This window comes from Xanthomonas sp. NCPPB 2864 (genome assembly GCF_056675615.1).
The window spans coordinates 17243-43515 of record NZ_JBWWVS010000018.1 but is presented as its reverse complement, the minus strand read 5'-3'; the positions used below and the strand labels follow the sequence as shown (position 1 = coordinate 43515).

The 26273-nt window shown below is 65.1% G+C and carries 25 protein-coding genes; 11 read left to right on the top strand and 14 right to left on the bottom strand.

Annotation, left to right across the window (positions count from 1 at the left end; all coding sequences use genetic code 11):
- The 4 genes from AC1KVE_RS20690 to AC1KVE_RS20675 form a co-directional block, all read left to right on the top strand.
- A partial coding sequence (locus tag AC1KVE_RS20690) for a glycoside hydrolase family 5 protein (protein WP_481093110.1) occupies positions 1-1065 on the top strand: 1065 nt, incomplete at its 5' end.
- Between the two features lie 802 nt (positions 1066-1867).
- A complete protein-coding gene (locus tag AC1KVE_RS20685; RefSeq protein WP_481092521.1) occupies positions 1868-2857 on the top strand; it encodes a glycoside hydrolase family 5 protein in 990 nt (329 codons plus the stop codon).
- A gap of 513 nt (positions 2858-3370) precedes the next feature.
- A complete protein-coding gene (locus AC1KVE_RS20680; RefSeq protein ID WP_054591745.1) occupies positions 3371-4432 on the top strand; it encodes a glycoside hydrolase family 5 protein in 1062 nt (353 codons plus the stop codon).
- Positions 4433-4769: 337 nt separating this feature from the next.
- Complete coding sequence (locus tag AC1KVE_RS20675) at positions 4770-5219, top strand: PepSY domain-containing protein (protein ID WP_065033291.1); 450 nt, start codon at positions 4770-4772, stop codon at positions 5217-5219.
- A gap of 362 nt (positions 5220-5581) precedes the next feature.
- Here AC1KVE_RS20675 and AC1KVE_RS20670 read toward each other — a convergent pair whose 3' ends face one another.
- The gene (locus tag AC1KVE_RS20670; protein ID WP_102250631.1) at positions 5582-7378 is read right to left on the bottom strand and encodes a M28 family metallopeptidase; all 1797 of its coding nucleotides are present in this window, start codon (positions 7376-7378) and stop codon (positions 5582-5584) included.
- A 60-nt stretch (positions 7379-7438) separates the two neighbouring features.
- Entirely contained in the window at positions 7439-8095 is a 657-nt protein-coding gene (locus AC1KVE_RS20665; protein WP_046345204.1) for a DUF4097 family beta strand repeat-containing protein, read from the bottom strand.
- A 97-nt stretch (positions 8096-8192) separates the two neighbouring features.
- On the opposite strand from AC1KVE_RS20665, the gene AC1KVE_RS20660 reads away from it, so the two are divergent.
- Both AC1KVE_RS20660 and AC1KVE_RS20655 read left to right on the top strand, forming a co-directional pair.
- A complete protein-coding gene (locus AC1KVE_RS20660; RefSeq protein WP_180969530.1) occupies positions 8193-9491 on the top strand; it encodes a murein hydrolase activator EnvC family protein in 1299 nt (432 codons plus the stop codon).
- A gap of 141 nt (positions 9492-9632) precedes the next feature.
- Positions 9633-11141, top strand: a complete 1509-nt coding sequence (locus AC1KVE_RS20655) for a S41 family peptidase (RefSeq protein WP_481092502.1) — start codon at positions 9633-9635, stop codon at positions 11139-11141.
- Between the two features lie 203 nt (positions 11142-11344).
- On the opposite strand, the gene AC1KVE_RS20650 is transcribed toward AC1KVE_RS20655, so the two are convergent.
- The 3 genes from AC1KVE_RS20650 to AC1KVE_RS20640 all read right to left on the bottom strand — a co-directional run bounded on the left by AC1KVE_RS20650 (position 11345) and on the right by AC1KVE_RS20640 (position 13435).
- The gene (locus tag AC1KVE_RS20650; protein ID WP_481092501.1) at positions 11345-12331 is read right to left on the bottom strand and encodes a D-2-hydroxyacid dehydrogenase family protein; all 987 of its coding nucleotides are present in this window, start codon (positions 12329-12331) and stop codon (positions 11345-11347) included.
- Positions 12331-12651, bottom strand: coding sequence for a DUF1820 family protein (locus AC1KVE_RS20645; RefSeq protein WP_016901574.1), 321 nt, complete (start codon positions 12649-12651; stop codon positions 12331-12333). The genes AC1KVE_RS20650 and AC1KVE_RS20645 overlap by 1 nt, the downstream gene beginning before the upstream one ends.
- 91 nt (positions 12652-12742) lie before the next feature.
- The gene (locus AC1KVE_RS20640) at positions 12743-13435 is read right to left on the bottom strand and encodes a rhomboid family intramembrane serine protease (protein WP_024939139.1); all 693 of its coding nucleotides are present in this window, start codon (positions 13433-13435) and stop codon (positions 12743-12745) included.
- A 217-nt stretch (positions 13436-13652) separates the two neighbouring features.
- On the opposite strand from AC1KVE_RS20640, the gene AC1KVE_RS20635 reads away from it, so the two are divergent.
- On the top strand, positions 13653-14993 hold the full coding sequence (locus AC1KVE_RS20635; protein ID WP_024939140.1) for an outer membrane protein transport protein: 1341 nt from the start codon (positions 13653-13655) through the stop codon (positions 14991-14993).
- 120 nt (positions 14994-15113) lie between these two features.
- Positions 15114-15818: a 2OG-Fe(II) oxygenase gene (locus AC1KVE_RS20630; RefSeq protein WP_481092500.1), complete on the top strand. Its 705-nt coding sequence runs from the start codon at positions 15114-15116 to the stop codon at positions 15816-15818.
- Between the two features lie 85 nt (positions 15819-15903).
- On the opposite strand, the gene AC1KVE_RS20625 is transcribed toward AC1KVE_RS20630, so the two are convergent.
- On the bottom strand, positions 15904-16998 hold the full coding sequence (locus AC1KVE_RS20625) for a PA0069 family radical SAM protein (protein ID WP_481092499.1): 1095 nt from the start codon (positions 16996-16998) through the stop codon (positions 15904-15906).
- Positions 16999-17133: 135 nt separating this feature from the next.
- Here AC1KVE_RS20625 and cls point away from each other — a divergent pair, with 135 nt between their 5' ends.
- The 3 genes from cls to AC1KVE_RS20610 all read left to right on the top strand — a co-directional run bounded on the left by cls (position 17134) and on the right by AC1KVE_RS20610 (position 19716).
- Entirely contained in the window at positions 17134-18594 is a 1461-nt protein-coding gene (gene cls / locus AC1KVE_RS20620; protein WP_046345200.1) for a cardiolipin synthase, read from the top strand.
- A gap of 74 nt (positions 18595-18668) precedes the next feature.
- Positions 18669-18938 (top strand): hypothetical protein, encoded by a 270-nt coding sequence (locus AC1KVE_RS20615; RefSeq protein ID WP_024939143.1) that lies wholly within the window; start codon positions 18669-18671, stop codon positions 18936-18938.
- A 10-nt stretch (positions 18939-18948) separates the two neighbouring features.
- Positions 18949-19716 (top strand): pyridoxine 5'-phosphate synthase, encoded by a 768-nt coding sequence (locus AC1KVE_RS20610; RefSeq protein ID WP_184614939.1) that lies wholly within the window; start codon positions 18949-18951, stop codon positions 19714-19716.
- Between the two features lie 127 nt (positions 19717-19843).
- On the opposite strand, the gene AC1KVE_RS20605 is transcribed toward AC1KVE_RS20610, so the two are convergent.
- From AC1KVE_RS20605 to AC1KVE_RS20570, 8 genes are all read right to left on the bottom strand, one after another.
- Positions 19844-20251 carry an ExbD/TolR family protein gene (locus tag AC1KVE_RS20605; RefSeq protein WP_184614941.1) on the bottom strand — a complete coding sequence of 136 codons (408 nt, stop codon included), beginning with the start codon at positions 20249-20251 and terminating at the stop codon, positions 19844-19846.
- A 354-nt stretch (positions 20252-20605) separates the two neighbouring features.
- Positions 20606-21016, bottom strand: a complete 411-nt coding sequence (locus AC1KVE_RS20600; RefSeq protein WP_011035269.1) for an ExbD/TolR family protein — start codon at positions 21014-21016, stop codon at positions 20606-20608.
- 3 nt (positions 21017-21019) lie between these two features.
- Positions 21020-21442, bottom strand: coding sequence for an ExbD/TolR family protein (locus AC1KVE_RS20595; protein ID WP_011035268.1), 423 nt, complete (start codon positions 21440-21442; stop codon positions 21020-21022).
- A 45-nt stretch (positions 21443-21487) separates the two neighbouring features.
- Complete coding sequence (gene exbB, locus AC1KVE_RS20590; RefSeq protein ID WP_005912445.1) at positions 21488-22249, bottom strand: TonB-system energizer ExbB; 762 nt, start codon at positions 22247-22249, stop codon at positions 21488-21490.
- Positions 22250-22334: 85 nt separating this feature from the next.
- Entirely contained in the window at positions 22335-23006 is a 672-nt protein-coding gene (locus tag AC1KVE_RS20585) for an energy transducer TonB (protein WP_046345197.1), read from the bottom strand.
- 153 nt (positions 23007-23159) lie between these two features.
- Positions 23160-24356: a tetratricopeptide repeat protein gene (locus AC1KVE_RS20580; RefSeq protein ID WP_481092498.1), complete on the bottom strand. Its 1197-nt coding sequence runs from the start codon at positions 24354-24356 to the stop codon at positions 23160-23162.
- Positions 24357-24508: 152 nt separating this feature from the next.
- A complete protein-coding gene (locus tag AC1KVE_RS20575; RefSeq protein WP_016901838.1) occupies positions 24509-25315 on the bottom strand; it encodes a M48 family metallopeptidase in 807 nt (268 codons plus the stop codon).
- A 62-nt stretch (positions 25316-25377) separates the two neighbouring features.
- Positions 25378-26214 (bottom strand): CPBP family intramembrane glutamic endopeptidase, encoded by an 837-nt coding sequence (locus tag AC1KVE_RS20570; RefSeq protein ID WP_102255252.1) that lies wholly within the window; start codon positions 26212-26214, stop codon positions 25378-25380.
- Positions 26215-26273: the final 59 nt, after the last annotated feature.

Below are 26273 nucleotides of genomic sequence, written 5' to 3'. Positions count from 1 at the left end.
TCTCCCCCCAACCTCCCATCCTTGCGCAGTGCCGCACTCGCACTGACCTTGTTGGCCGCACTGCCGCTGGCGCACGCCAAGGAGCCTGCGCGCCCCGGAAAGGAATCCAGCGGCCTGAAGTATGTCGGCGTCAATCTGTCCGGCGCCGAGTTCAACTCACGCAAGAAGCCCGGCACGCTGTTCAAGGACTACACCTACCCGGCCGCGTCGGACTTCAGTTATTTCGCCGGCAAGGGCATGAATACGATTCGCCTGCCGTTCCTGTGGGAACGCCTGCAGCCACAGCTCAACGGCGATCTGGATCCGGCGCAACTGGCGCTGCTGAAGAAATCGGTGGATGCGGCCAAGGCCAACAAGCAGTACCTGATCCTGGATGTGCACAACTACGCCAAGTACAACGGCAAGCGCATCGGCAGCAGCGAGGTGCCCACCGCCGCGGTGGCGGATCTGTGGCGCCGGCTGGCGCTCGAATTCAAGGACGACAAGTCGGTGATCTTCGGGCTGATGAACGAGCCCAACGGCATTTCCGCCACCGATTGGGCGAGTGCGGCGCAAGGTGCGATCAACGCGATCCGCAAGACCGGCGCCAGAAACCTGATCCTGGTGCCGGGCACCGCCTACAGCGGCGCGCACAGCTGGCGCAGCTCCAACTATGGCGTCTCCAATGCCAAGGCGCTGGAAATCCTCAAGGACCCGGGCAATAACCTGGCCTTCGAAGCGCACCAATATCTGGACAACGACTACAGCGGCACCAAACCGGTATGCACCAGCGCCACGGTCGGCGAGGAAAAGCTGCGCGGCTTTACCGCTTGGTTGCGCGAGAACAAGCAGAAGGGCTTTCTGGGCGAGTTCGGCACCGCCAACAATCCGGTCTGCGACCAGGCGCTGGAAGGCATGCTGACCTACATGGAAAAGAACAGCGACGTGTGGCTGGGCTGGACCTGGTGGGCCGCTGGTGCATGGTGGAAGCCGGAATATTTCTTCACCGTGCAGCCGGGCAAGGACGGCAGCGACAAGCCGCAGATGTCGATTCTGAGCAAGTACGCCCGCCGCGCGACCAAGTAAGCCGCGCGGTCCGCTCGATCACGGTGGTCGCAGCGGTTGCTGCGGCCACCGTTTTTTTTGCGCGCCATGCGCCCTGTCCTGCCACGCGTCACCGATGACATCCACCAGCGATTGCAGACCGCGCGCCGCATCCATCTCAGCCGCAATCCGATCTTCTTATTGCACCAGGTGCACTGGCTGCCCGCTGCCGAAAGCATGACGCCGCCCACACCTAGTGCGCGGTGCACATGGCAAGTGCCGAGGTTGCGCGACCGCACCAGGTGACTTTTGCATGTGCGTGCGCGTTGATCGCGCAGCAGCGCGGTGGCGATTGCAGGTGCTGCGCCGCGCGTTGCGCGTTGCGTTCTGATAATTCCCCGCGCAATGCGGCGTACGTCGCAATTGCGATGCGCACCGCTGCCAGGCGCACGGCGCCATCGACCTGCAGCGTTGCGATCGCACCATGGCGGTCCAGCGATGCGGGAAGCGGCGTATTTCCGCAGCGATTCGGCGCAGATTGCAATCGGCATGCAATGCGCGTGACCGTGCGGTGTCGCCTTACCACAACAAAGCGTGCGCATGTTTGGCAATAAACGCGAAGTCGCTCACAGCTCCAATTAAGTGATAGCTCGCATTCGTAGTTTGAATGTCTCGATGCGCTTAGGGTGAAACGCGATGCAGTGTCGTCATGCACGTGGCAGGTCCATGCCAGGGCAATGCATCTCCCCCGCGAATGTTTCAGGAGTCACCCATGCTGCCCTCCCCCACGCCGACGCGCCGGCTGTCCAGCCGTGCGTTGTCATTGCTGCTGCTTGTCATCGTGCTGCTTGCAGGTGTGCCGTTCGCACAGGCACAGAACCGCCTGAAGTACGCAGGCGTCAATCTTTCCGGTGCCGAAATCAAATCCTCGCAAAAGCCCGGGGTGCTCAACGTCGACTATCTGTATCCGGCTGCCAGCGATTACCGCTACTTCGCCGGCAAACACATGAACATCGTCCGGCTGCCCATCCTGTGGGAGCGCCTGCAACCCAAGGCCGGTGGCGAGCTGGATGCGGCGCAGCTGGCACTGATCCGCCAGGCCGTGGCCAACGCGAAGGCGGCCAAGGTGTACCTGATCCTGGATATCCACAACTACGCCCGGTATTACGGCAACAAGATCGGCAGCGCGCGCGTGCCGATCAGCACCTTCAACGATCTGTGGCGACGCCTGGCGATCGCCTTCAAGAACGACAACAGCGTGATCTTCGGGCTGATGAACGAGCCTTACGACATCAATCCGCAATCCTGGGCCAACGCCGCGCAGGCATCGATCGACACCATCCGCAAGACCGGTGCCAACAATCTGATCCTGGTGCCCGGCGCGCTATGGAGTGGCGCGCACAGCTGGTATTCCACCGTTGCCGGCCAGTCCAACGCAGTGGCGCTGGCCTCCATTCGCGACCCCCTCAATCGCTACGCGATCGAAGTGCATCAGTACCTGGACACGGACTCCAGCGGCACCAGTGCCGGCTGCGTCAGCAGCACCGCCGGTGCCGAACGCCTGCGCAATTTCACCCAATGGCTGCGTCTGAATCACAAGCAGGGCTTTCTCGGCGAGTTCGGCACCGGCAACAACGCCACCTGCAATAGCGCACTCAACGGCATGCTGGGCTATCTGGAAACCAACCGCGACGTATGGGTGGGCTGGACCTGGTGGGCCGCCGGCGCGTGGTGGAACCGCAGCTACCCCTTCAACGTGCAGCCCGATGCGCAGGGCCGCGACAAGCCGCAGATGTCGATCCTGAGCGCGCGCGCAAAACGCATCACCCAGTAGTCGGAGCAAGCAGCGTGCGATGGGTAACCGTCGCACGCTGCGCAGCAAACACCCAGCTCACGCATGTACGCCCGGTACATGCCGATGCCAGGCAGCAGCCGTGCCCAGCCGCGGTGAGCACTGTCCTCACGCAATAAAACGCCAGCACTCAGCGCGCACTCTAGCGCTCGCTACGTGCGCGCGCGCAACAGCGGTGCAACGTCAGTGATCCGACGTCGCGCCGTTGACGGCGAGCGCATCCGTCCGCCGATTTTTCGACAGCGCCATGCATGCGATGGCGGTGTCGACAAGCGTGCGCGACCGCTTTTCAGCGCGGCGCGTCACAGCGTGCTGTTCCAGAACGTGACCCTTGCGGTAAGTGACTGCGACCCAGCCTACACATTTAATTCACATTCGATGTGGTGAGCGTTTAGGCACGGCAGATGCATTGGTTACGACAGGTGTGGCGCACCTCGCGCAGATCGCACGCAAACCGCTGCGACACACCATCCCCGTCGTCGAAGGAGTTGTTTCATGTCTGCTGTCTCTCAAACGCTGCGCACCGTTTTCCGCTGCGCTCTGCTCTGCATTCTGTTCGGCACATTCGCACCCGTCTACGCACAAACACGCGCACTGACGTATGCCGGCGTCAATTTATCCGGCGCCGAATTCGCATCGTCCAAAAAACCCGGCGTCCTCAATAAGGACTATATGTATGCCTCGGCCAGCGATTACACCTATTTCGCCGGCGTCGGCATGAACACGATCCGCCTGCCGGTGCTGTGGGAACGTCTGCAGCCCAGTGCACGCGGTGAACTGGATCCGACCCAACTGGCCCTGGTGCAGCAAGCCGTGGCACGCGCCAAGGCGTCGGGCATGTATCTGGTGCTGGACATCCACAATTACGGCAAATACTACGGTTACAAGATCGGTGGCGACGAAGTGCCGATCGCCACATTCGCCGATTTGTGGCGCCGCCTTGCGCTGGCATTTCCCAGTGACAACGCGGTGATCTTCGGGCTGATGAATGAGCCCAATGGCGTCTCGGCCAGCGCCTGGGCTGCCACTGCACAGGCAGGCATCAATGCGATTCGTGCCACCGGTGCGAACAACCTGATTCTGGTGCCGGGCGCATTATGGACCGGTGCGCACAGCTGGTATTCGCCCACCAACGACGGCTATTCCAACGCAACCGCACTGGTTTCGATCTACGATCCGCTCGATCGCTACGCGTTCGAAGTGCATCAATACCTGGATGCCGATTCCAGCGGCACCACCAATGTCTGCGTCAGTGCCACCATCGGTGTCGAGCGTCTGCGTAGTTTCACCGAGTGGCTGCGCACCAACCACAGGCGCGGGTTTCTGGGCGAATTCGGCACCGCCAACAACCCCGTCTGCAATGAGGCACTGCGCGGCATGCTCCGCTATATCGATGCCAATGCAGATGTCTGGTCGGGCTGGACCTGGTGGGCCGCCGGTTCGTGGTGGAACGTCAGCTATCAGTACAGCGTGCATCCCAACAAGGACGGCACCGACAAGCCGCAGATGTCCATCCTCTCGCCGCAGGCGGTACGCGCCACACGTGCCATTCCGTGATGTGAGGCAGATGGGTTGAGTCGAGCGAGCCGCCGCAAGGCGGCTCGCTTCTTTTGCATCTTCGCACTGGCTATCTATTGGATGACAGGCCGGGCAGGACGGTTTCGATGTGACACCGTTTACGTCGCTCCCAGCACACTACGCGCCCATTGCGCCGCAATGCCGCAAACCACTGGCTGATGAACGTACGAACGTGCGTGCGCCATCGGACGTACCCCGAGCGCATCATCACCGAAACTTGAGCTCACTGAACTCTTGCTGCGGCTTCTGACGGCCATTCACCTGGCAGCGATAAGACCGCGTCCAGCATGGGCGCACTTCACTGCAGGAGCATCACATGGCACATCGACTGATGAAGACCGCGCTGATCGGCGCACTCGCTTTGGCAGCGCAGGGCGCGTTTGCGCAGGCCGCCGCCGACAAGCCGGCCAAGGCGCTGACCGCCCGCGAGGTCACCAGCATGCTGACCGACAAGGGCTATACCAAGGTGCACGACGTCAAGTTCGAACATGGCGTGTGGACCGCCGACGCACGCAGCGGCGACGGCAAGGACGTGGATGTGCGTATCGATCCGGTGACCGGCCGCGTGTACGGCGATCAGACCACTTCCAAACTGAGCGAGGCAGATATCCGCGCCGCGCTGTCGGCCGGCGGCTATTCCAACGTGCACGACCTCAAGTTCGAAGACGGCTTGTGGAAGGCCGATGCCGAGCAACGCGGTGGGCAGAAGGTGGATCTGCACGTCGATCCGGATGACGGTCACGTGGTGAGCGTGGATAACGATTGACCATCGCATCTCGGGGGCGCCGGCGTGCCGACAGAACGGCCATGCTGATGGCAAGGCATTGCCGTCAGCACGATTGAAGGCATCTCCCAGGCCGGTGGCATCCTCTCTCAGAAGAGCACCAACGAACAGACATCCTTTAGTGGGAGGCGGCACGTGATCCGACGTATCGACGCACTGCATCGACACGGATCGTGAGCTCGTCCGCAACCGTCACGATCAGGACGAACTAACACAAAGGGCCTCCAACAGGAGGCCCTTTGTGTTGATCGCGATACGCGGGCGCGCCGCTGCCGCTCACCTTGCAGGCCGCATCGCGACGCCATGCATCGGCTGCATGACATCGCATGCGGTGCTGGCGTCGGTCAACGCGCCGGCGCCGCCTTCTTGCCCTCGGCAGCGGTATCCTTTTCGGCGTCAGGCGCCGCTGCTGCGGCACCCGCAGCGGGCTTGCCGGCCATCATGCGATCGCGCGCAGCCTTGAACGGGTTGCCGGCATACCAGTTGGGCCAGCGCTGGCCGGCGGCCACCTCCTTGCCCACGCCATACACTGCCTGCAGGTCTTCGATGGTGCCATCGAGCTTCCAGCTGGCCGCATCGTATTCGTCGCCCGGGGCGTGATAGCGATTGCGCCCATAGTCTTCGGCGGCGGCGCGCCCGGCCGCAGTACCGCCCTCGCGCAGGTCTTCGCCGCCATCGGCATACAGCGCCGGCACGCCGGCCTTGGCGAAGTTGAAGTGATCCGAGCGGAAATACGAGCCGCTTTGCGGCGTGGCTTCGGCATGCAGGGTGCGGCCCTGCATCGCGGCGATCGGCTTGAGGATGTCTTCCAGCTCCGAACTGCCCATGCCCACCACGGTGACATCGCGTGCGCGCCCGGCCACCGACATCGCATCCAGGTTGATCACCGCCGCGATCTTGTCCAGCGGAAAGCTCGGGTTGGCCACGTAGTACTTGGAACCGAGCAGGCCGGATTCTTCCAGCGTCACCGCAACGAACACCACCGACCGCGCCGGCTTGGGATCCTGATGCGCAAACGCGTCGGCAATCTCGAGAATGCCGGCCACGCCGGTGGCGTTGTCCACCGCGCCGTTATAGATGTTGTCGCCGCTCTCGCCCGGGTGTTTGCCCAGGTGATCCCAGTGCGCCATGTACAGCACCGCCTCGTCGGCATGGCTGCTGCCCGGCAGCACGCCGACGACGTTGCGCGAGGATTTCTCCGCGATCGTGCTCTTCAGGTCCACCGACCAGCTCGCCTTCAACGGCACCGGCTTGAAGCCACGCTTGCTGGCGTCCTTGTAGGCCTGCGCCAGATCCAGCCCGGCATTGGCGAACAGCTGCTTGGCGGTCTCGGCGCTGATCCAGCCCTGTACCGGCAGGCGCGGATCGGGATCGTCCTTGGCCGGCAGGTCGTATTGCGGGCCGGCCCAGGAATTTTTGACCACGTCCCAGCCATAGCTGGCGCCCGGGGTGTCGTGCACGATCAGCGCGGCGGCCGCGCCCTTGCGGGCGGCTTCCTCGAATTTGTAGGTCCAGCGCCCGTAATAAGTCATGCGCTTGCCGTCGAACAGCTTGGCATCGCCGGTATGGAAGCCGGGATCGTTGACGAACATCACCACCGTCTTGCCCTTCCAGTCCTGGCCGGCGTAATCGTTCCACTGCTGTTCGGGCGCATCCACGCCGTAGCCGACGAATACCAGCTCGCTGTTGTCCAGCTTGACCTCGGCCTGGCCGGTGCGGGTGCCGACCACGATGTCGGTGCCGAAGGCCAGGGTGCGGGTCTGCTCGCCGCTGCGCAGGCTGGGTGCGGTGGCCGCATCGGCGGTGGTTTCCACCATCGGCACGTCCTGGAACCAGCTGTCGCCGTTGCCCGGCTGCAGGCCGATGCGCTGCATCTGATCGCGGATATAGGTGACGGTCTTCTCTTCGCCCGGCGTGCCGGGGCCGCGTCCTTCGAATTCGTCCGAGGCCAGCGTCTTGACCAGCTCGGCAAAGTCGTCGCCGGTCAGCTCCGGCGAAAAGGTGTGGCGGCTGACCGGTGCGCTGGCCGCCGTGTCCACCGGCGCCTGTGCGGCGGGCGCGCTTGGTGCGTCGGCGGATTCGCGCTTGCAGCCGGCCAGGGCCAGCGTCGCGGCCAGGCACAACAGGATCTTGCGGGGCATCGGGACTCCTCGTGCGGCGAAGGTCCCCCGATTCTAGGCGCTGGCCCCGTGGTGAGCGCGTCAGTCCTTGGGTGCCACGTCGCTGTCGAAGCTGCGCGCGGTGGCGCCGGTGACGGCACCGATCTTCGCAGTGCGGTGCACGTACAGGCTGACCTCGCGCTCGAACTCCAGCGGGCCATCGACCACCGCATCCGGGCCGATCACCACGCGCGGCTTGCGCGCAGGCTTGAACGAAAAGCTGAAGTTCGGCTTGGTGACCTCGATCCCGCCATGCACATGCGAGCGCACCCCAACGGTAATGTCGCCGTTGACGGTCTCGATGCCCTTGCCGAGCTCGGTTTCCACCAGGCCGATACTGCCGTTGACGGTTTCCACACCGCCGCTGATGCGGCTGCCGCGCTCCACCAGCACGCTGCCGTTGACCGTCTCCAGCCCGCCGGACACCACCACCTTCTGCCCCAGCGTGATCGCGCCATTGACCGTGGAGACATCGCCGGTGCGGGCGTTGTCGCCGATCTGGATACTGCCGTTGACCGTTTCCACGCTCCGGGTCTGCGCGCCGGCGCCGACCTCGATGGAGCCATTGACGGTGTCCAGCCCGCCATAGACCTTGCCGGCCTCGGCGCTGATGCGGCCGTTGACCTTGCTGATGTCCTCGTCGGCCCAGGCGCTTGCGCAGACCAGGGACAATGCCAGAAGAAGATGCTGGGGCTTCATGCTGAACCTTGCGCGGCGGCGGCTGTCTTGGGCGTGGCGGTGATCACACCATGCTTGGCTACAATCGCGCACCTGCCTGAAGTCACTGGACCTTTCGTTGCCCCTGTCGCCCGCCCCGCGCTCGCGCCTGCCGTCCGCCCCCGCCACCGGTCGCTGCCGCGCGTGGCTGGCAGCGACCGTGCTGGCCTGCACGCTGCTGGGCAGCACCGCGGCCGGTGCGCAAAGCCAGCGCGAAACCGAGCGCAAACTGCAGCAGCTGCGCGACGAACTCAAGACCATCAGCGCCGACCGTCGCGAGCTGGAAGGCAAGCGCGGCACTGCCGCCCAGCAACTGCGCCAGGCCGATGAGAAGGTGGCCAGGACCTCGCGCGCGTTGAGCGAGACCGAAACGGCGATGCGCGAGCAGGAACAGCATCTGGGCAAGCTGCAGCAGGAGCGTGCGCAGCTGCAGCGCGGCCTGCAGAACCAGCGCGTGCAGCTGGCTGCGCTATTGCGCGCCGCCGACCAGGTCGGCCGCAACGCGCCGTTGAAGGTGTTGTTGTCGCAGGACACCGTGGGCGATGCCACGCGCATGCTGGCCGATCATCGCTACGTGCAGAACGCGCGTGCACAGCGCATCCAGGCACTGACCACGCAGCTGGATGCGCTGACCAAGGTGGAGCAGGACATCGCCAACCGTCGCCAGGCACTGGATGCGGCGCGTGCGCAGCAAAAGGCGCAGGCCGCATTGCTGCAGAAGGATCGCTCGCAGCAGGCGGCGACGGTCGCGCAGCTGGATGACCGCTACAAACAGCGCGCCGAACGCGAAAAAGCCCTGGGCCAGGACGCCAAATCGCTGGAGCAGCTGCTCGCCAACCTGCGCGCGGCCGCTGCCAAGGCCGAGGCCGAACGGCGCGCCGCCGCCAAACGTGCCGCCGCCGAAGCCGCCGCGCAGGCCAAACGCAGCAAGACCGAGCGCCCCGAGCGTCCCGGCAAGACCCCGCCCAAGGTCATCGCCAGTGCGCCGGCACCCAAGGTCGGCGGCCTGAGCTGGCCGGTGGCGGGCAACCTGCTGGCGCGCTTCAATGCCACCTTGCCCGATGGCCATACCAGCAAGGGCGTGCTGATCGGCGCGCCCAAGGGCAGCACCGTCACCGCGGTGGCCGATGGCACGGTGGTGTTCTCCGACTGGATGACCGGCTACGGCATGATCCTGATCGTGGACCACGGCAACGGCTACATGAGCCTTTACGCGCACAACGACACGCTGTTGCGCGATGCCGGCGCGTCGATCAAGCGCGGCGAAGCGGTGGCCAAGGTCGGCAGCTCGGGCGGGCAGGGCGTGCCGGCGCTGTACTTCGAACTGCGTCGCAACGGGCAGCCGGTGGATCCGTCGAGCTGGTTGCAGCGCCGCTGAGTGGCGCGCACGCCGCGCGCGTGCCGGTGCATGACCGCCGCCATACCTGGCCCCGCCGAGTCAACGCGGATTTACCGCGGCTTCGCGCATAATCCAGGCTGCTCCGTTGCGGGGCGTCTTATCTCTTTGTCGGAGTGCTTCATGCGCGTAGCCGTCCTGTCCGTTGCCCTGTCGCTGGCGTTGTTCGCCTCACCCGGTTGGGCGCAGAAAGCCAGTCCCGCCGCCGCCCAGGCCACTGCGGACGATCCGGAAGCCAACGAAGCCGCCGTCTCCAAGGTGCCGCTGGACGAGATCCGCCGCTTCGTGGCGGTGTACAACGCGGTCAAGCAGGCCTACGTCGACCCGGTCGAGGACAAGAAGCTGATGCACGCCGCAGTGCGCGGCCTGCTCTCGGATCTGGACCCGCACAGCACCTATTTCGACAAGGAAGATGCCGAAGCCTTCGACGAGCAGGCCACCGGCGCCTACGACGGCATCGGCGTGGAATTGCTGCAGCAGCAGGACAACACGCTCAAGGTGATCGCGCCGATCGACGACACCCCGGCCGCACGTGCCGGCATCCGCGCCGGCGACGTCATCGTGGCCATCGACGGCAAGCCGATCGACGCCAGCAAGGCGATGGAGCCGCTGCGCGGCGAATCCGGCAGCAAGGTCGTGCTGACCATCGTGCGCGACAAGGCGCCCAAGCCGTTCGACGTGACCCTGCAGCGGCAGACCATCCGCGTGGCCAGCGTGCGCAGCAAGCTGCTGGAGCCGGGCTATGGCTATATCCGCATCAGCACCTTCCAGGCCGACACCGGTGCCGACTTCCAGAAGAACCTCAAGCAGCTGCAGGCCAGCGGCAAGTTGCGCGGCCTGGTGCTGGACCTGCGCAGCAACCCGGGCGGTCTGCTGACCTCGGCGGTGCAGGTGGCCGACGACCTGCTCGACAAGGGCAACATCGTCAGCACGCGCGGGCGCATCTCCATCAGCGATGCCAAGTTCGACGCCACCCCGGGCGATCTGCTCGGCGGCGCGCCGGTGGTGGTGCTGGTGGACGCCGGCTCGGCCAGTGCCTCGGAAGTGCTGGCCGGCGCGCTGCGCGACAACCAGCGCGCGCGCATCATCGGCAGCCGCACCTTCGGCAAGGGCTCGGTGCAGACCGTGCTGCCGCTGGACAACGGCGACTCGGTCAAGCTGACCACCGCGCGCTATTACACCCCCAGTGGCAAGTCGATCCAGGCCAGCGGCATCGTGCCGGAAGTGCTGCTCACCCCCGAACCGCAGCCCGGCGATGCCGACGTGCCGGCCAGCCTGGCCGACTTCAGCGAAGCCACGCTGCCGGGCCATCTGCGTGGCGATGCCGAAGGCGAGGAGGGCTACACAGCCGGCGACGTGCTGCCGGGCGATGGCCCGATCGCCTCCGCGCTGGCCGAGCTCAAGCAGCCCGGCTCGGCGGCCAAGGCGCAAGCCGCGCTCAAGGCCAAGGCACAGGCAGCGCAGAAGGCCAAGGCCGCCAAGACCGCAGCCGAGCCCAGGCCGGCCGCCGCGCGCCCGGCAGCAGCCGACAAGTCCAAGCCTGCCGACAAGCCGAGCGAACCGGCCGACAAAGCCAAGCCCGCGCCGCCGGTGGAACCTGCCGCGCCTGCGCCAGCCGAACCGGTCAAATAATCCGGCCACAGCGCAGCGGGTGAATCACCCGCTGCGCGCCAGGCCCGATCGCTACGCATCGGCACTGCCACGCCACCTGCACGCATCCCTGGATCACCCGACCGCCACAGCGCCGGCGGGTTTGGGCCCAAGGCGCTTGTAGGAGCGACCCCGGTCGCGACAAGCCTCCCCAAGCGCACGATCACCACCGCGTCAACCACGCGCTATCGCGTAATCGCCAATGCCTCGGGATTGACCAGGTTGCGCGGCGCACCGGCGGCAAATGCCAGCACATTGTCGAACGCCGCTTCGAAGTACAGCGCATAGCTGTCGCTTTCCACGTAGCCCAGATGCGGCGTCGCCAGCACGCGCGGATCCAGCAGCAGCGGGTCGCGCGGATCCAGCACCGGCTCGCGTTCGAATACATCCACCGCCGCCTGTGCCGGCCGGCCTGCATCCAGCGCGGCCAGCAAGGCGCCGGGCGCGATCAGTTCGGCGCGGCTGGTGTTGACCAGCAACGCATCCGGACGCATCCAGGCCAGATCCTGGGCGTTGATCTGGTAGCGGGTCTGCGCGGTCAGGCGCCGATGCAGCGACAGCACATCGCTGCGTTCGAACAGGTCCTGCCGGCTGGCGGCGATGTCGAAGCCATCGCGCGCGGCCTGTGCGCACGAGGCCTCGCCGCCCCACACCAGCACCTGCATGCCGAACGCACGCCCGAAGCCGGCCACGCGCTGGCCGATCCGCCCGTAACTCCAGATGCCCAACGTGCGCCCATGCAACGCGCGCCCCAGGCCGGGATCGCCCAGCGCCTGCCAGCGGCCCTGGTGCAGCGCGCGCTGGTACTCGCCCAGGCGCCGGCTGGCCGACAGGATCAAGGCCCAGGTCAGTTCGGCCGGCGCCACCGGCGAGCCGACGCCTTCGGCCACCGCCACCCCGAACTCGGTGCACGCGGCCACATCCACATGCGCACCGATCCGGCCGGTCTGGCTAATCAACTTGAGTCGCGGCAGTCGCCGCAACAGCGTGGCGTCCACGCGGGTGCGTTCGCGGATCAGCAGCAGCGCATCGGCTTCGACCAGCCGCTCGGCCCATTCGTTGGGGTCGGTGGCCAGCGCGCCCAGCACCTGCACATCGTGGCCGTGCAGGCGCTGCAGGCAGGGCAGGTGACGCACGGCGCCCTGGTAATCGTCGGGCACCAGGATGCGCATCAGCGCGGCTTGGTCGGCAGCGGGAACGGCGTGACCACCTTGTCGCCGGTGGTGGCATCGCGGATCACCGACTGGCCCTTCTTCTCGACTTCCTCGATGCGCACGATGCTCTGCATCGGCAGGTGCAGCGTCTTGGTGTTGCCGAACTCTTCGCGCAGGCGCTCTTCGGTGGGGTCGACCACCAGCCCGTCGTGCACGTCGAATACCAGCTCGCCGATCTGGTTGAAGCCCCACAGATGGCTGCCGGTGACCTGGCGGGCATAGAGCTCGTAGACCTTGCCGTGATTGAGGAAGGTGACTTTGTACAGAGGCTTGGACATGCGGCAATTATAGGCGCGCCACCGCGCAGCGACGCAGCGCGCGGCCGGCGCAACACGGCGCCCCGGTGCACCTTGTACGATTGCCGCCGCGCTAGAACCCGTGGCGCTTGCGCAGCCGCCGCGCGATCGCCGCGCGCACATACAGCCCGTACACGATGCCGAACACGAACCCGGCGATATGCGCCGACCACGCCACCATGCCGAAGGCCGGGCCGATATAGGCGAACACCACCTGCAGCAGCGCCCAGGCGCCGATCAGCAACGGCGCCGGTACCCGGATGAATTCCAGAAACAGCCCCAGCGGCAGCACCACGCCCAGCTTGGCGCCGGGAAACAGTGCCAGATAGGTGCCGATCAACGCCGACACCGCGCCCGAGGCGCCGATGATCACCCGGTCCGGCGTGCCGATCGCGAAGATCGCCGCCAGATTGGAGGCCGCGCCGCCGACCAGGAACAGCAACAGCAGGCGCCACGGCCCGAGGATGCGCTCGGCCGGCAGCCCGAAGATCAGCAGGAACACCAGGTTGCCGAGCAGGTGCGACCAGTCCGCATGCAGGAACAACGCGGTGAACAGCCGCAGCACGCTGCCGTCGCGCAGCGTCGCCCACCAGTCGCCAAGGTTGGACACGCCGCTGGACAGCGCGCCCCAGTCCAGCCACAGCGTATTGCGTGCCTCGCCGGGCCGGCTGATCGACCACAGGTAGGCCAGCCAGACGGCTGCGAACAGCAACGGCACTGCCCAGCGCGGGGTGGGTTTCTTGCGGGAAGGGAGAGAGACGAACATCGGAGTGGCACTCTAGCGGGTTCACGCTCCTGAACCCATCCCTAACCTGTCCAGACGATCAAAACGTGCTTCGTTATTGTTCGGTTAATTGTGGTGGGTATACTGCGTACGGCGTCGTATGTCGGGGGGGGGTCTCCGGCGCGCTCCAGCAGCCACTTGGCGCTGGGCGCGGGCGCTGTACCGACCACTGCAGTCTTTATCCGGAGAGCACCACGTTATGTCTACCGCTTCCACTCTCAGCCGCGCCACCCTGTTGGCCGTCGGTATTGCCGGCGTACTCGCCGTTGGCCAGGCCCACGGCGCCGCCTTCCAGCTGAAGGAAAACAGCGCCAAGGGTCTTGGCCGTGCCTTCGCCGGTTCGGGCAGCGCCCCGGACGATGCCTCGATCATCGCCAACAACCCGGCCGGCATGCGCCAGCTGGACGGTCGCCTGTTCCAGGCCGACGTCAGCGCCATCAGCTTCTCGGCCAAGTTCCAGCCCGACACCGCCACCTACGCCAACGGCGCCCCGGTCTCCGGCGGCAATGGCGGCGACGCCGGCATGATCGCGCCGGTCCCGGCGATGTACTTCCACGTGCCGTTCGGCGAGAACGACAACATGCACCTGGGTACCTCGCTGACCGTGCCGTTCGGCTTCAAGACCGAATACGACCGCGACTGGGTCGGCCGCTACCACGGCACCAAGACCGAGCTGCAGGCGATCGACTTCAATGTCGCGTTCTCCTATGACGTGAACCCGTACGTGTCCTTCGGTGCCTCGGTGTTCGCCGAGCGTCTGGATATCGACCTGGCCAATGCGGTCGACTTCGGCAGCGTGCTGGCCGCGCGCCGCGTGCCGGGCTTCGCGCCGGGCAATGCCGATGGCTACTCGCGCATCAAGGGCGACAGCACCGAAGTGGGCTTCACCCTCGGCGGCTTGTTCAGCATCGACGAGAACACCCACATCGGCTTCAGCTACCGCTCGGAAGTAGAGCACAAGATCACCGACGGCGATGCCGACTTCACCGTGCCGGGTCCGGCTGCGGCAGTCCTGGGCGTTGCCGCGCCGGGCACCTTCGTCGACACCAAGGGTCGCGCCACCGTCAAGCTGCCGGCCAGCGCCACCGCCAGCTTCACCCACAACGTGAACGAGCAGTGGTCGATCATGGCCGACGTCACCCGCACCGCCTGGAGCAAGTTCGACCAGGTGACCGTGGACTTCGCCTCCAACCAGCCCGACAGCGTGCTGGACTTCTCCTACCGCGACACCACCTTCGCCTCGATCGGTGCCGACTACCGCATGAGCGAGACGCTGACCCTGCGTGGCGGCCTGGCGTACGACCAGACCCCGACCACCGCCGAGCACCGCGACGTGCGCGTGCCGGATGCGAGCCGCAAGTGGGTCTCGCTGGGTCTGAGCTGGCGTCCGTCGCAGCAGGCCGAATACAACTTCGGTTACACCCACCTGTTCACCAGCGACCCGACCAGCGACACCCGCAGTGCCACCGGCGACCGCCTGGCGGGCAGCTACAAGGTGAAGGGCGACGTGCTGGCCGCTTCGGTCAACTACAAGTTCTGATCGTCGTAGCACCACGCGTGTAACGAAAAACCCCGCTTCGGCGGGGTTTTTCTTTGCTGCCTTGCGTGCGCCGCCGGGCGCGCTGTGCAGGCGGTAGCGCAGATTGCTATGGTCGTGCGCATGAGCCAACCCGACTTCATCCAGATCACCGACAGCGCCGTCTCGCGCGAGGATTGCGCCGCCATCGTGCAACGCATGCGCGACAGCCAGCAGCTGCATCCCGGCCGTATCGGTGGCGGCGTGTTTCCCGAACTCAAACACAGCCGCGACCTGCGCATCAGCGGTGTAGCCGAGTGGGCGGCGGTGGAAAACCGCCTGCAGCAAGCGGTGTTCGAAGGCGTACTGACCTATCTGCGGCATTATCCACAAGCCCTGATCTCACCGCTGATGCTGCAGGTCACCACTGCCGACGGCAGCCCGCACCGGCTGGTGGCCGAGGACATCGCGCAGATGAGCGACCAGGCGCTGGGCGACCTGGCCCGTACCTGCCTGCGCCCGGGCGCGATCAACCTGCAGTGGTACACCGCCGACCAGGGCGGCTATCCCTACTGGCATTGCGAGCTGTATCCACGCGATGCCAGCGCCGACACATTGCACCGGCATCTGCTGTGGACGCTGTACCTCAACGACGAGTTCGAACAGGGCGAGACCGAATTCCTGTTCCAGCAGCGCAAGGCCCGCCCGCGCACCGGCAGCCTGCTGATCGCCCCCACCGCCTTCACCCACACCCACCGCGGCAACCGCCCGGTCGGCGGCGACAAGTTCATCGCCACCAGCTGGATCCTGTTCCAGTCGGCGAGTGCCTTGTACGGCGGGGATTCGTGATTGGGGATTGGGGATTGGTAAGGGCCGGTCATTGCAGTGCGTCTGCTGTTACGAATCCCCAATCCCAAATCCCCAATCCCCGCCCCTAGAACAGACTGCCTTGCGGCGATTGCGGCACCGGCTTGGCCGGCGGAGCGGGGCGGCGGAACTTGGTCGTGTCCAATGCCGGCATGTCGCGTGCGTCGAAACCGCTGCGGCGGTGGGCCAGGGCGAAGCGGCGTGCCAGCAACTCCGCGTAGACGCCCTGGCCGCGCAGGCGTGTGCCGAAGGCGCTGTCGTAATCCTTGCCGCCGCGCAGTTGCTGGATCGTGCTCATCACGTGCCCGGCGCGTTGCGGGTGATGGGTCTGCAACCAGTCGCGGAACAGTGGCGCCACTTCGTGCGGTAGCCGCAACAACACATAGCCGGCACTGTGCGCGCCGGCATCGGACGCGGCCTGCAGGATCGCTTCCAGCTCATGGTCGTTGATCCACGGGATCACCGGCGCGGCCATCACCCCGACCGGCACGCCGGCCTCGTGCAGTGCCCGCATCGCGCGCAGGCGGGCATGCGGTGCGGACGCGCGCGGTTCCAGCCTGGCCGACAGATGCGGGTCCAGCGTGGTCACCGAAAAATGCACGTTGACCAGGCCCTCGCGTGCCAGCGGTGCGAGCAGGTCCAGATCGCGGGTGACCAACGCATTCTTGGTGATCAGCGTGAACGGGTGCCGGGTCTCCCACAGCACCTCGATCAGGCGCCGCGTCAGTGCGCGTTTGCGCTCGATCGGCTGGTAGGCATCGGTGTTGATGCCCAGTGCGATCGGGCTGGGCACATAGCCCGGGCGCGACAATTCGCGGCGCAACAGCTCCGGCGCGTTGGTCTTGGCGAACAGCTTGGTCTCGAAATCCAGCCCGGGCGACAGATTGAGATAGGCATGCGAAGGCCGCGCAAAGCAGTAGCTGCAGCCATGCTCGCACCCACGATACGGATTGACCGATTGCGAAAAGCCGATGTCCGGCGATTGATTGCGGCTGATGATGCTGCGCGCGGTTTCCTCGGTGACCTGGGTGCGCAATGCCGGCGCGGCGAACTCCTCGCCGTCGTCGGCGTACCAGCCATCGTCCACCGGTTGTTGGGTGGTGGTTTCGAAGCGTCCGGGCAGATGGCCGGTCGTGCCACGGCCCTTGATCGCAGTTGCCATCGCCGCATCGTACGGCCGGCGGGTCTCAATCGATGCGACCAGGGGCGCGCCACGATGAAGCTTTCAGACCCGGCGCGGCGATCGCATCGTCCCCACGCTCACCGCAGTGGTGCGTGCGCCCCGTAGAATCCGCGCATGCTCGCATCCGTACAGGGCGCCTGGGAGTGGCTGGCCACCATTCCCCACCTCGAAGCGCTTCTCCTCGCCGCCTACGTGCTGTACCTGCTGTGGATCGCCAGCTGGATCGTGCTGCAGAAGCGCGAGCCGGTGGCCACGCTCAGCTGGGTGCTGTCGCTGGCGGCGCTGCCGTACCTGGGCCTGTTGATCTATTACTGGCTCGGCCCGCAGAAGGTCAAACGCCAACGGCTACGGCGCGGCCGTTCGCGCTCGGGCATGGAGAGCTACAGCAGCGTCTGCCCGCCGGATGCGGACTGCACCGAGCTGGCCAAGATCGCCCAGTCCACCACCGGGCTGGCCCCCAGCAGCGCCACCGAGGTGCACTGGCTGGTCGATGGCGCGGCCACCTATGCGGCCATCATCGAGGCCATCCGCGGTGCGCGCGACCATATCCATCTGCAGTACTACATCTTCCAGCCCGACCACAGCGGCACCGCGATCTGCGATGCGCTGATGGAGCGCGCACGCGCCGGGGTCAAGGTGCGTCTGCTGATGGACGCGGTGGGTTCGTCGGCGATGACCCGGCGCAGCTTGCGCACGCTGCGCGCGGCCGGGGTGGAGACCGCCTGGTTCCATCCATCCCAGCTGCTCAAGCCGTTCAAGCGGCCGTGGTTGAACCTGCGCACCCACCGCAAAGTGGTCGTGGTCGACGGTAGGATCGGCTTCACCGGCGGCATCAACGTCACCGACGAAGAGAACGAGCAGGTCCGCAGCGATGCCTACCGCGACCTGCACATGCGCCTGCAGGGCCACGTGGTGCGGAGCCTGCAGCTGGTGTTCCTGGAAGACTGGCTGTACGCCACCGGGCAGGGCCGCGCGGCCTTCCACGGCCAGCAGCTATGGCCCGAGGACGTGCCGAGCCGTGCGCAGGGCGATGTCGACGCGCAGGTGCTGGTCTCCGGCCCGGATTCGTCGTGGGAGTCCATCCACCGGCTGATGGTCGCTGCGATTCACGAAGCCCGGCATCGGGTCTGGCTGGTCACGCCGTATTTCGTGCCCGGCGAGGCCGCGCGCATGGCGCTGACCTCGGCCGCACTGGGCGGACTGGACGTGCGCCTGCTGGTGCCGCGTGTCAGCGACTCGCGTCTGGTCACCTACGCGGCGCGTTCGTATTTCGACGAGCTGCTCGAGGCCGGCGTGCGCATCTACGAATACGGCCCGCGCATGCTGCACACCAAGGCGTTGCTGGCCGACGACGAGGTCTGCATCGTCGGCAGCGCCAATTTCGACAGCCGCAGCTTTCGCCTGAATTTCGAGCTGTCGATGCTGTTCCGCGACCAGGCGGTGGCCGCCGAGCTGGCCGGTTTGATCGACGCCGACCTGCAGCAGGCGCAGGAAGTGCGCTTCGCCCGCCACCGGCCATTGTGGCGATCGCGGCTGCCCGAAGCCTGCGCACGGCTGCTGTCACCGCTGCTCTGAGCCGCATCGCCGCGCCCACGTGGAACCATGCCGGGCGCGGCGCTACACTGCCGCCACTGATCGGGGAGCTCGTCATGCACTGGCTGTTTCTGCTTATGGCATTGGGTGCGCTGGTGCTGGCGTTCAGCACGCCGCACGTGTGGTTGCTGGTGGCCTCGCTGCTGGTGGCACTGCTGTTGCTGTTGCTGTGGACGCGCGGCTGGTTCGCCTCGCGCATGGGCGATACCCAGCGCGACACCAGTAGCCTGATCGACCCGGCCGAGCTGCGCCGCCTGCGCGAGATCGCCGAAGCCCGCAAGGCGGCCGCCCTCAACGCCACGCGCGACGGCGAGCCGCAGGCCTGAGACCGACGCAGTGACCACCCAGCTCAGCGTCAACGTCAACAAGATCGCGGTGTTGCGCAATTCGCGCGGCGGCCACGATCCGGATGTGGTGCAGGCCGCACGCACCTGCATTGCCGCCGGTGCACACGGCATCACCGTGCACCCGCGCCCGGACCAGCGGCATATCCGCGCCGACGATGTGCTGGCGCTGAGCGCACTGACACGCGAGCACGGCGTCGAATTCAATATCGAAGGCAACCCGTTCGCACCGCCGCGCGACGGTTATCCGGGCCTGCTGGAACTATGTCGTGCCACCCGCCCCGAACAGGTCACCCTGGTGCCGGATGGCGATGGACAACTGACGTCCGACCACGGTTTCGATTTTGCCCAGGACACCGCCCAACTGGCCACGCTGATCACCTCGTTCAAGGCCATCGGTGCTCGCGTCAGCCTGTTTGTCGATGCCGAAAATCCCGCTATCGCGCAGGCGGCAGCACTCGGCGCAGACCGGATCGAGTTGTACACCGGCCCATATGCGCAGGCACATCTGAGCGGCCAGCCGGATGCTGCATTCAAGCTGTTTTCCCACGCAGCGCAGCGCGCCGCGGCCGCAGGTCTGGGCATCAATGCCGGCCACGATTTGTCGCAGGCCAATCTCGGCGACTTTCTGATCGCTGTCCCCGGCGTGCTCGAAGTCTCGATCGGTCATGCATTGATCAGCGAAGCCTTGTATCAAGGCCTGGATGCGACCGTGCGCGCGTATCTGGAGATACTGCGCGGCGCATCGATCAGCGCTTGAGATAATCAAGTCGATGATGTCAATGCGTTGCTTGATTATCGGATATTGAAACGGGGCAGGGTCTCTGCCCCGTTTCAATCGTTATCGATAACTTACAGCTGATTTACCAGGCTGGTTAATCACCCATTTACTGCACAAAACTGATGCGATCCACCTGCGCATTCTTGGCTGCAGCCAGCACCTTGGCCATCACCGCGTATTCGGCATCCGCACTGGCGGTGATGCGCAGCTCTGGCTGATTGCCGGCTGCCTGGCGCATCTGTTCGATCAACCTGGGCTGCAATTGCTGCAGCGTTATCGGGCTGGCATTCCAGAACACTTGCCCGCTGGCGTCCACACGCAACCCGATCGGTGCAGGCGGGTCCCTGCGTGACTGGGCCTGCTCGCTGCGCTGTGGCAGGTCCACCGTGATTGGCCGCGCCAGCATCGGAGCGGTGACGATGAAGATGATCAACAACACCAACATGACATCCACCAGCGGCGTGACATTGATCTCCGCCAGCGGTCCCCGATTGCCTGCCGTACTGAAAGCCATGACTGCCTCCTGTGCTATGAGCGTGGGTGCTGTGCGCTCAGAGCATACACCTGGTCGGCAGTCAGGGAAGGGCAGGGCAGACGCCTCTGGCGGGCAGAGCTCCGAAGCATGCCGTTGCGACTTGCCGCTGCAGCTCCGGCGGTTTGCTTGCGCGGACGACCTGCGGGTCACTGCATGCATCACTCGCCCGGTACCCGGGAAACGGATATCGCGTCCTGGCAAACAGCCGGCCGCATGCATGCGCGTCGAACATAGCGGCAGCAACCATCCCATTGATCGAGCATAAAAAAACGCCACCGTTTCCGGTGGCGTTGCAGTCGCGTCATGACTGTTGTGTTGCGGTCTTGCGATGTCTTACTGCATGAAGCCGATTTTCTTCATCTGCGAGTTCTTCGCCGCAGCGAGGACCTTGGCCATCACTTCGTACTCCGCATCTTCATTGGCGTCGATGCGCAGTTCCGGCTGATTGGTCGGATCGGCCTGCACCACTTCTTCCATCTTCTGCTGCAACTGCGCGACCGGGGTCGGGCTGTTGTTCCAGAACACCTGGTTGCTGGCGTCGATCCGCAACTCGATCGGCGGCGGCGGTTCGGTTGTCTGCGGTGGCGGGTTGAGCACCCGCTGCGGCAGATCCACGGCGATCGGGTAGGTCATGATCGGCGCGGTCACGATGAAGATGATCAGCAGCACCAACATCACGTCCACCAGGGGCGTGACATTGATGTCGGCCATTGGGCCGCGGTTTCCACCGGTACTGAATGCCATGGCTTACTGCCCCTTCTCTTTGGTTGCGACGAAGCCGACGTCCAACATGCCCTGACCCTGCGCGATCTTGGTGATCTCGTTGATCGTACGCATCTTGGTCGTGCGGTCGCCACGCAAATTGAGCGGCGGCTGCGGTGTCTGCTGTGCGGCGGTGGACAGGCGCGATTCCAAGGCTTCCTTGGAAATCGGCTCGTCGTTCCAGTACAGCGACCCGTCTTCCTTGACGGCCAGGGTGATCGGCGCGGCGCGTTTCTCCGCATCTTCCTTCTGGATCAGGTTGGCCTCTGGCAGCTCCACCTTGACCTTATGGGACATCAGCGGTGCCGTAATGATGAAGATGATCAGCAGCACCAACATCACGTCCACGAGGGGCGTCACGTTGATGTCGGCCATCGGGCCACCGCTGTTTCCACTACTGAAGGCCATAACGGGCTCCGTCTAAATCGTTGCGAAGTCGTTCTTTACTACGGATTAGCGAACGCGCGAACCAGTGGCGAAGAAGTCGTGCAGGTCGTGGGCAAAGGTGTCGAACTTGGCGATCACCGAGCTGTTGACCTTGGAGAAGAAGTTGAACGCGAACACGGCCGGGATGGCGACGAACAGACCGATCGCGGTCATGATCAGCGCTTCACCCACCGGGCCGGCAACGGCGTCGATGGAGGCCGAACCGGTTGCACCGATCTTGATCAGCGCGCCGTAGATGCCCCACACCGTACCGAGCAGACCGACGAACGGCGCGGTCGCACCGACGGTGGCCAGCAGGGTCATGCCCGACTGCAGCTTGGTGCTTTCGCGGGTCACGGCCTGACGCAGGGCGCGATCGACGAATTCCGAACGGCTCAGGCTCTCGCCCAGGCCACCGGTGCTGCCTTCGGCGCGCTGGTGGTGAGCAGCAGCCTGCGCTGCGTCCAGTGCGATCTTGGAGAACGGCTCGGAAGCCGGCTGCTCTTCCATGGCGCGGATGGCGTCCTGTGCATTCGGGGCATCCCAGAACGCGGTGGTGACGCGGTCAGCCGCGCTCTTCAGACGGGTGGCACGGAAGATGTTGATGACAGTCCAGTACCAGGAGGCAGCGGACATGGCGATCAGGGTGATCAGAACGACCCAGGACACGGCGAAATCGCCGGGGCTGGACGTCATTTCAGTGATCAAGTGCTCGAAGCCCATCTGCGACAGGGCGGCCGACGGATTGGAGCCCCCTGCAGCGGCGGCGATAAAGAATTCCTGCAGCATGACGCTTACCTTTGTTGTGTGTGGTGATGAAGGGTGGAGCGAAAGGAAGACAGGATCCTGGGCCGACCGTGGCCGGCCCGTGGGATCAGTTCAGAGCAAAGTTGACCGGGACGCGGACACGTCCGGCGGCTTTCTGCCCGTTGACAGTGGAGGCGTTGAACTTCCACTTGCGTGCTGCGTCCATCGCGGCACGGTCAAGGTCGCGGTTGCGGCTGGACTTTTCGACCGACACATTGGTCACGTTGCCGTTGGCATCCACATCCACGATCAGGATGACCTCACCTTGGACACCGGCACGGAATGCAGCCGGCGGGTACTTCGGCGGGTTCATGTTCTTGGACGAGATATCGACACTGGCGCCGATGTCACTCGGCGGTTGCGGCGGAGCCGGCGGGCTCGGCGGCGTGACGATATCGCTGGGACGCGGTTCGGGAACATCGACAACCGGAGCTTCCGGCGGCGGCGGAACCGGTGACGGCTTCGGCGGCGACAGATTCTTGACCGGCGGTGGCGGCTTGTCTTCCGGCGGCGGCGGCGGCGGCGGCGGCGGGGGAGGAGGCGGTGCATCCACCAAGGTAACCATGGTGGTGCGCTCCTTCTCTGCCGGAGCCTTCGGCGCCACTGCAGGGATCAGCAACATCATCAGTGCAGTGAGGTGCAAGGCAATTACGAAAGCAATGCCGATAATGCGGGCCCAGCTCAGACCCTGGTTCCCGGCATCATAGTCATGCCTGTGGATAACGAGTTGTTCCGTCATGCGCCAATGGCTCTTTCAGTGGGGGCCCCGGATCACTGTGATGATCCCCAGGTTTTCGGACGGCTTTGACACCGCAGGAACCCCCAAGCTTATACCAATCCCGAGTCCTGTAACCACTAAAAACACAGGGATTTCGGGGGTTTATTTTCTTTTTTACTTCAGATTGATGATCTTCTTGGCGTCATCAGGTTTTTTGACACCCTTGGCGATTGCCTGCTGCGCGGCCTGCTTGGCCTCCGGGATGCGACCTTCCGAATGCAGCACCTTGGCCAGATTCAGATAGGTCTCGCCGTCCTTGGAAAGCGGTGCGGCCTTTTGCCAATTCTCGATCGCCTTGGGCACGTCGTCGCTGTAGTAATACGACTGTGCCAGCGCAAGGTATGTCTGATAATCGGGTTTAAGGATGCCTTTTTGCATACCTTCATTGATGACCGCGATGACGTCCTTTTCCTTGTTCTCGGTGTTGGCGTAGATGGAATACAACTGCTTGTACTCCTTTTCTTCGGTCAACTGCCCGGCAGCGCGCAGCTTGTCCATCACTGCGGCGGCCTTGTCCATCTGGTCGGCCTGCATATACATGCTGGCCAGGTTGAGCTGGGCCTTCTTGTCGTTCGGGGTCTTGGCGGCGAGCGCTTCGGCAGCGGCCACCGCTTCACCGGCCTGGCCGGCTTCGGCGTAGGACGCCATCAGCAACTGGTTCCAGGTGTCCTTCGGCTCGGGCGAGGCGGCGATGGCCTGCTTCAGCACCGGAATGGCTTCCTTGTAGCGCTCGGCCTGGTACAGCGCCTGGCCCTTGAGGATCAGGTCTTCCGGGCGCTGCGACTTGCTCTCTTCCAGATACTTGTCCAGCGTGGCCAGGCCTTCGGCCTGCTGGTCGTCCTGCATCTGCAACTGCGCCAGCATCAGCATCGACTGGAACTGGCCGTTGTTGTCCAGCGCATTCAGGCCGATCGCCTGCTGCAGGTACTTCTTGGCAGCAGCAGTGTCGTCCATGTTGTACGCCGCCTGGGCGGCCAGCTGCGACGCCAGCGCCTTATCGGCTTCGTTGGCCGAGCCATTGGCGAGGATCTCGTCGGCCTGGCTGCGCACGGCCGGGAAGTCTTCGCCCTTGTTGAAGGTTTCGATCAGCTTCTGCAGCTTGCTGCCCATCTTGGAGGAGGGCTTGATCGTCGGCGCGGCGCGGGTGGACTGCGGATACAACTCTTCGGCCTTGCCGCTGTTCTTGGACTTGCGGCTGGCACGCTCGGACGACCGATCCGACTGCGCAACCGCGTCGGTGACGACAGCCCCGCCCAGGGACGCGGCGATGAACAGGGACAACAGGGCTTGCTTGCGGTTGAGCAGTTTCATGTTTCACCTCGGACGAGCCGCCGTCGGGCGGTACGAAAAGCGGAATAAACGCTGTACGAAAAATCTGAGCCGGCAAACTTAGCAGAAAGTCTCAGTTCCCGAAAACGGTTTCCATGCTGTGTTGCGACATTCGGTACGTGAGCGCTGCGATATCAGCCGCAACGCGGCACGCGCCCGTCCTGTCGCGCCTGCTGGTAAACCGGTTCGAGTTGATTGACGTCTGCCTGCAGTTCGCGGATGCGATTGGCGGGGTCGGGGTGGGTGGACAGCCACTGCGGCTGGCGATTGCCGCTGGCGGCCATCATGTTCTGCCACAGCGTGACTGCCTGGGCAGGGTCGAAGCCGGCCTGGGCCATCAGGCGCTGGCCGACCACATCGGCCTCGCTTTCCTGGGTGCGCGAGCCGGGCAGCAGGAACACGGTCTGGGCAGTCATCCCGCCGACCTGGTTGACCGCACTAGCGGCGCCGTCGCCGTAGGCCGCACCAGCTAGCGCGCCAATGATGCCCAGGCCGGTCTGCGCGCCGAGCTGGCGGGTGATGCGCTCTTCGTGATGGCGGGAGATCACATGCCCGATTTCGTGCCCGAGCACGGCAGCCAGCTGATCCTGCGTCTTGGCGACAGTGAAGATTCCGGTATTCACGCCGACCTTGCCACCGGGCAGCGCAAAGGCGTTGGCTTCGTTATCCACGAACAGCGCGGTTTCCCAGCGGGTTTCGCGCCACTGCGGCGGCAGCTGCGCCACCAGCGCATTGACCACGCACTGCACGTAGGCGTTCTGCTTGCCGTCGGTGCTGACTTTTTCCTTGGCCTTGGTCTGCGCGAACGATTCGGCGCCAAGCTTGTCGAGCTGGTCCTGCGTGACGCCTCCCACCACCTGTCGGCGGCCGGTCGGCGAGGTTGTGGTGGCACATGCCGTCAGTGCAAAGACGGCGACAACGATCAACAGCCTGGCTTTCATTCAATCCCCCTTGAACTCTGGGGGCATTTTGGCAGGCTCGTCTTAACTTTTCGTCAAACGGCTCAGCCGATGCCAAAAAAGTACAGCGCCGCCAGGGCGGTGGCGTTGTTGACGCCATGCGCCACGATCGGTGCCCATAGCGTGCCGGTGCGCCAGTACAGCCATGCGAACGCCGCGCCCATGCCGCCGTACACCAGCCATAGCTGCGCGATGGCAGCCGGTCCGTTGCCGCTGACGCCAGGCACTTCGTGCACCAGCGCAAAGATCGCGCTGCTCAGCGCGATGCCCAGCCAGGGCCGGCCGGCGGCGAGCAGGCGGCCGAACAAGACGCGACGGAACAGCAATTCTTCGTACGCCGGGGCGATCGCCACGGCAAACACCACCAGCGCCAGCGGCCATTGCCTGATGGCTTCTTCCATCAGCGGCAGGTTGGTCGGCACCGGTTTGATGCCCAACGCCGACGCCGCGACGCTGACCAGATTGCTGAGCAGGAACACGCCAACCGCGATCAGCGCGGTCCAACCCCAGGTGGAGGCACGCCTCGCGGCGGCGCGCGAGGCCCGGTGTTCGTCTGCGGTCGCACGGCGGCGCCAGTAATACAGCAGCAGCGCCGGCGAGGCGGTGCTGACCAACGCGGTGAGCAATTGCACCAGCACGCCGGGTTGGCCGATGGTGGCCATGATCTCGCTCGAGGACAGCGTCAGGCCCTGCGCCTTGGCAGCCTGCACGGCACTGACGCCGCGGAACACGCCCCAGAGCGCAAACCCGGCCACGCTCAGCGACAGCAGCAGGCCGGTGGCGATCAGCACATCGATGCCGAAGCCGAGCAATGGCGGCAACAGCGGGGCGGTGCCGGCGGCCGGCGTCGGTACCGGCCGCGGGGAAGGATCTGCGCTCATCGTCGTCCTGAAAAAACCGCAGGCGTCGACGCAACGCCTGAGCGGTGCGCCGACGGGCA

Coding starts and splice junctions, on each gene's coding strand:
- AC1KVE_RS20680 (WP_054591745.1), top strand. CDS start 3,371: ATGTCTGCTGTCTCTCAAACGCTGCGCACCGTTTTCCGCTGCGCTCTG.
- AC1KVE_RS20675 (WP_065033291.1), top strand. CDS start 4,770: ATGGCACATCGACTGATGAAGACCGCGCTGATCGGCGCACTCGCTTTG.
- AC1KVE_RS20670 (WP_102250631.1), bottom strand. CDS start 7,378: ATGCCCCGCAAGATCCTGTTGTGCCTGGCCGCGACGCTGGCCCTGGCC.
- AC1KVE_RS20665 (WP_046345204.1), bottom strand. CDS start 8,095: ATGAAGCCCCAGCATCTTCTTCTGGCATTGTCCCTGGTCTGCGCAAGC.
- AC1KVE_RS20655 (WP_481092502.1), top strand. CDS start 9,633: ATGCGCGTAGCCGTCCTGTCCGTTGCCCTGTCGCTGGCGTTGTTCGCC.
- AC1KVE_RS20650 (WP_481092501.1), bottom strand. CDS start 12,331: ATGCGCATCCTGGTGCCCGACGATTACCAGGGCGCCGTGCGTCACCTG.
- AC1KVE_RS20645 (WP_016901574.1), bottom strand. CDS start 12,651: ATGTCCAAGCCTCTGTACAAAGTCACCTTCCTCAATCACGGCAAGGTC.
- AC1KVE_RS20640 (WP_024939139.1), bottom strand. CDS start 13,435: ATGTTCGTCTCTCTCCCTTCCCGCAAGAAACCCACCCCGCGCTGGGCA.
- AC1KVE_RS20635 (WP_024939140.1), top strand. CDS start 13,653: ATGTCTACCGCTTCCACTCTCAGCCGCGCCACCCTGTTGGCCGTCGGT.
- AC1KVE_RS20630 (WP_481092500.1), top strand. CDS start 15,114: ATGAGCCAACCCGACTTCATCCAGATCACCGACAGCGCCGTCTCGCGC.
- AC1KVE_RS20625 (WP_481092499.1), bottom strand. CDS start 16,998: ATGGCAACTGCGATCAAGGGCCGTGGCACGACCGGCCATCTGCCCGGA.
- cls (WP_046345200.1), top strand. CDS start 17,134: ATGCTCGCATCCGTACAGGGCGCCTGGGAGTGGCTGGCCACCATTCCC.
- AC1KVE_RS20615 (WP_024939143.1), top strand. CDS start 18,669: ATGCACTGGCTGTTTCTGCTTATGGCATTGGGTGCGCTGGTGCTGGCG.
- AC1KVE_RS20605 (WP_184614941.1), bottom strand. CDS start 20,251: ATGGCTTTCAGTACGGCAGGCAATCGGGGACCGCTGGCGGAGATCAAT.
- AC1KVE_RS20600 (WP_011035269.1), bottom strand. CDS start 21,016: ATGGCATTCAGTACCGGTGGAAACCGCGGCCCAATGGCCGACATCAAT.
- AC1KVE_RS20595 (WP_011035268.1), bottom strand. CDS start 21,442: ATGGCCTTCAGTAGTGGAAACAGCGGTGGCCCGATGGCCGACATCAAC.
- exbB (WP_005912445.1), bottom strand. CDS start 22,249: ATGCTGCAGGAATTCTTTATCGCCGCCGCTGCAGGGGGCTCCAATCCG.
- AC1KVE_RS20585 (WP_046345197.1), bottom strand. CDS start 23,006: ATGACGGAACAACTCGTTATCCACAGGCATGACTATGATGCCGGGAAC.
- AC1KVE_RS20580 (WP_481092498.1), bottom strand. CDS start 24,356: ATGAAACTGCTCAACCGCAAGCAAGCCCTGTTGTCCCTGTTCATCGCC.
- AC1KVE_RS20575 (WP_016901838.1), bottom strand. CDS start 25,315: ATGAAAGCCAGGCTGTTGATCGTTGTCGCCGTCTTTGCACTGACGGCA.
- AC1KVE_RS20570 (WP_102255252.1), bottom strand. CDS start 26,214: ATGAGCGCAGATCCTTCCCCGCGGCCGGTACCGACGCCGGCCGCCGGC.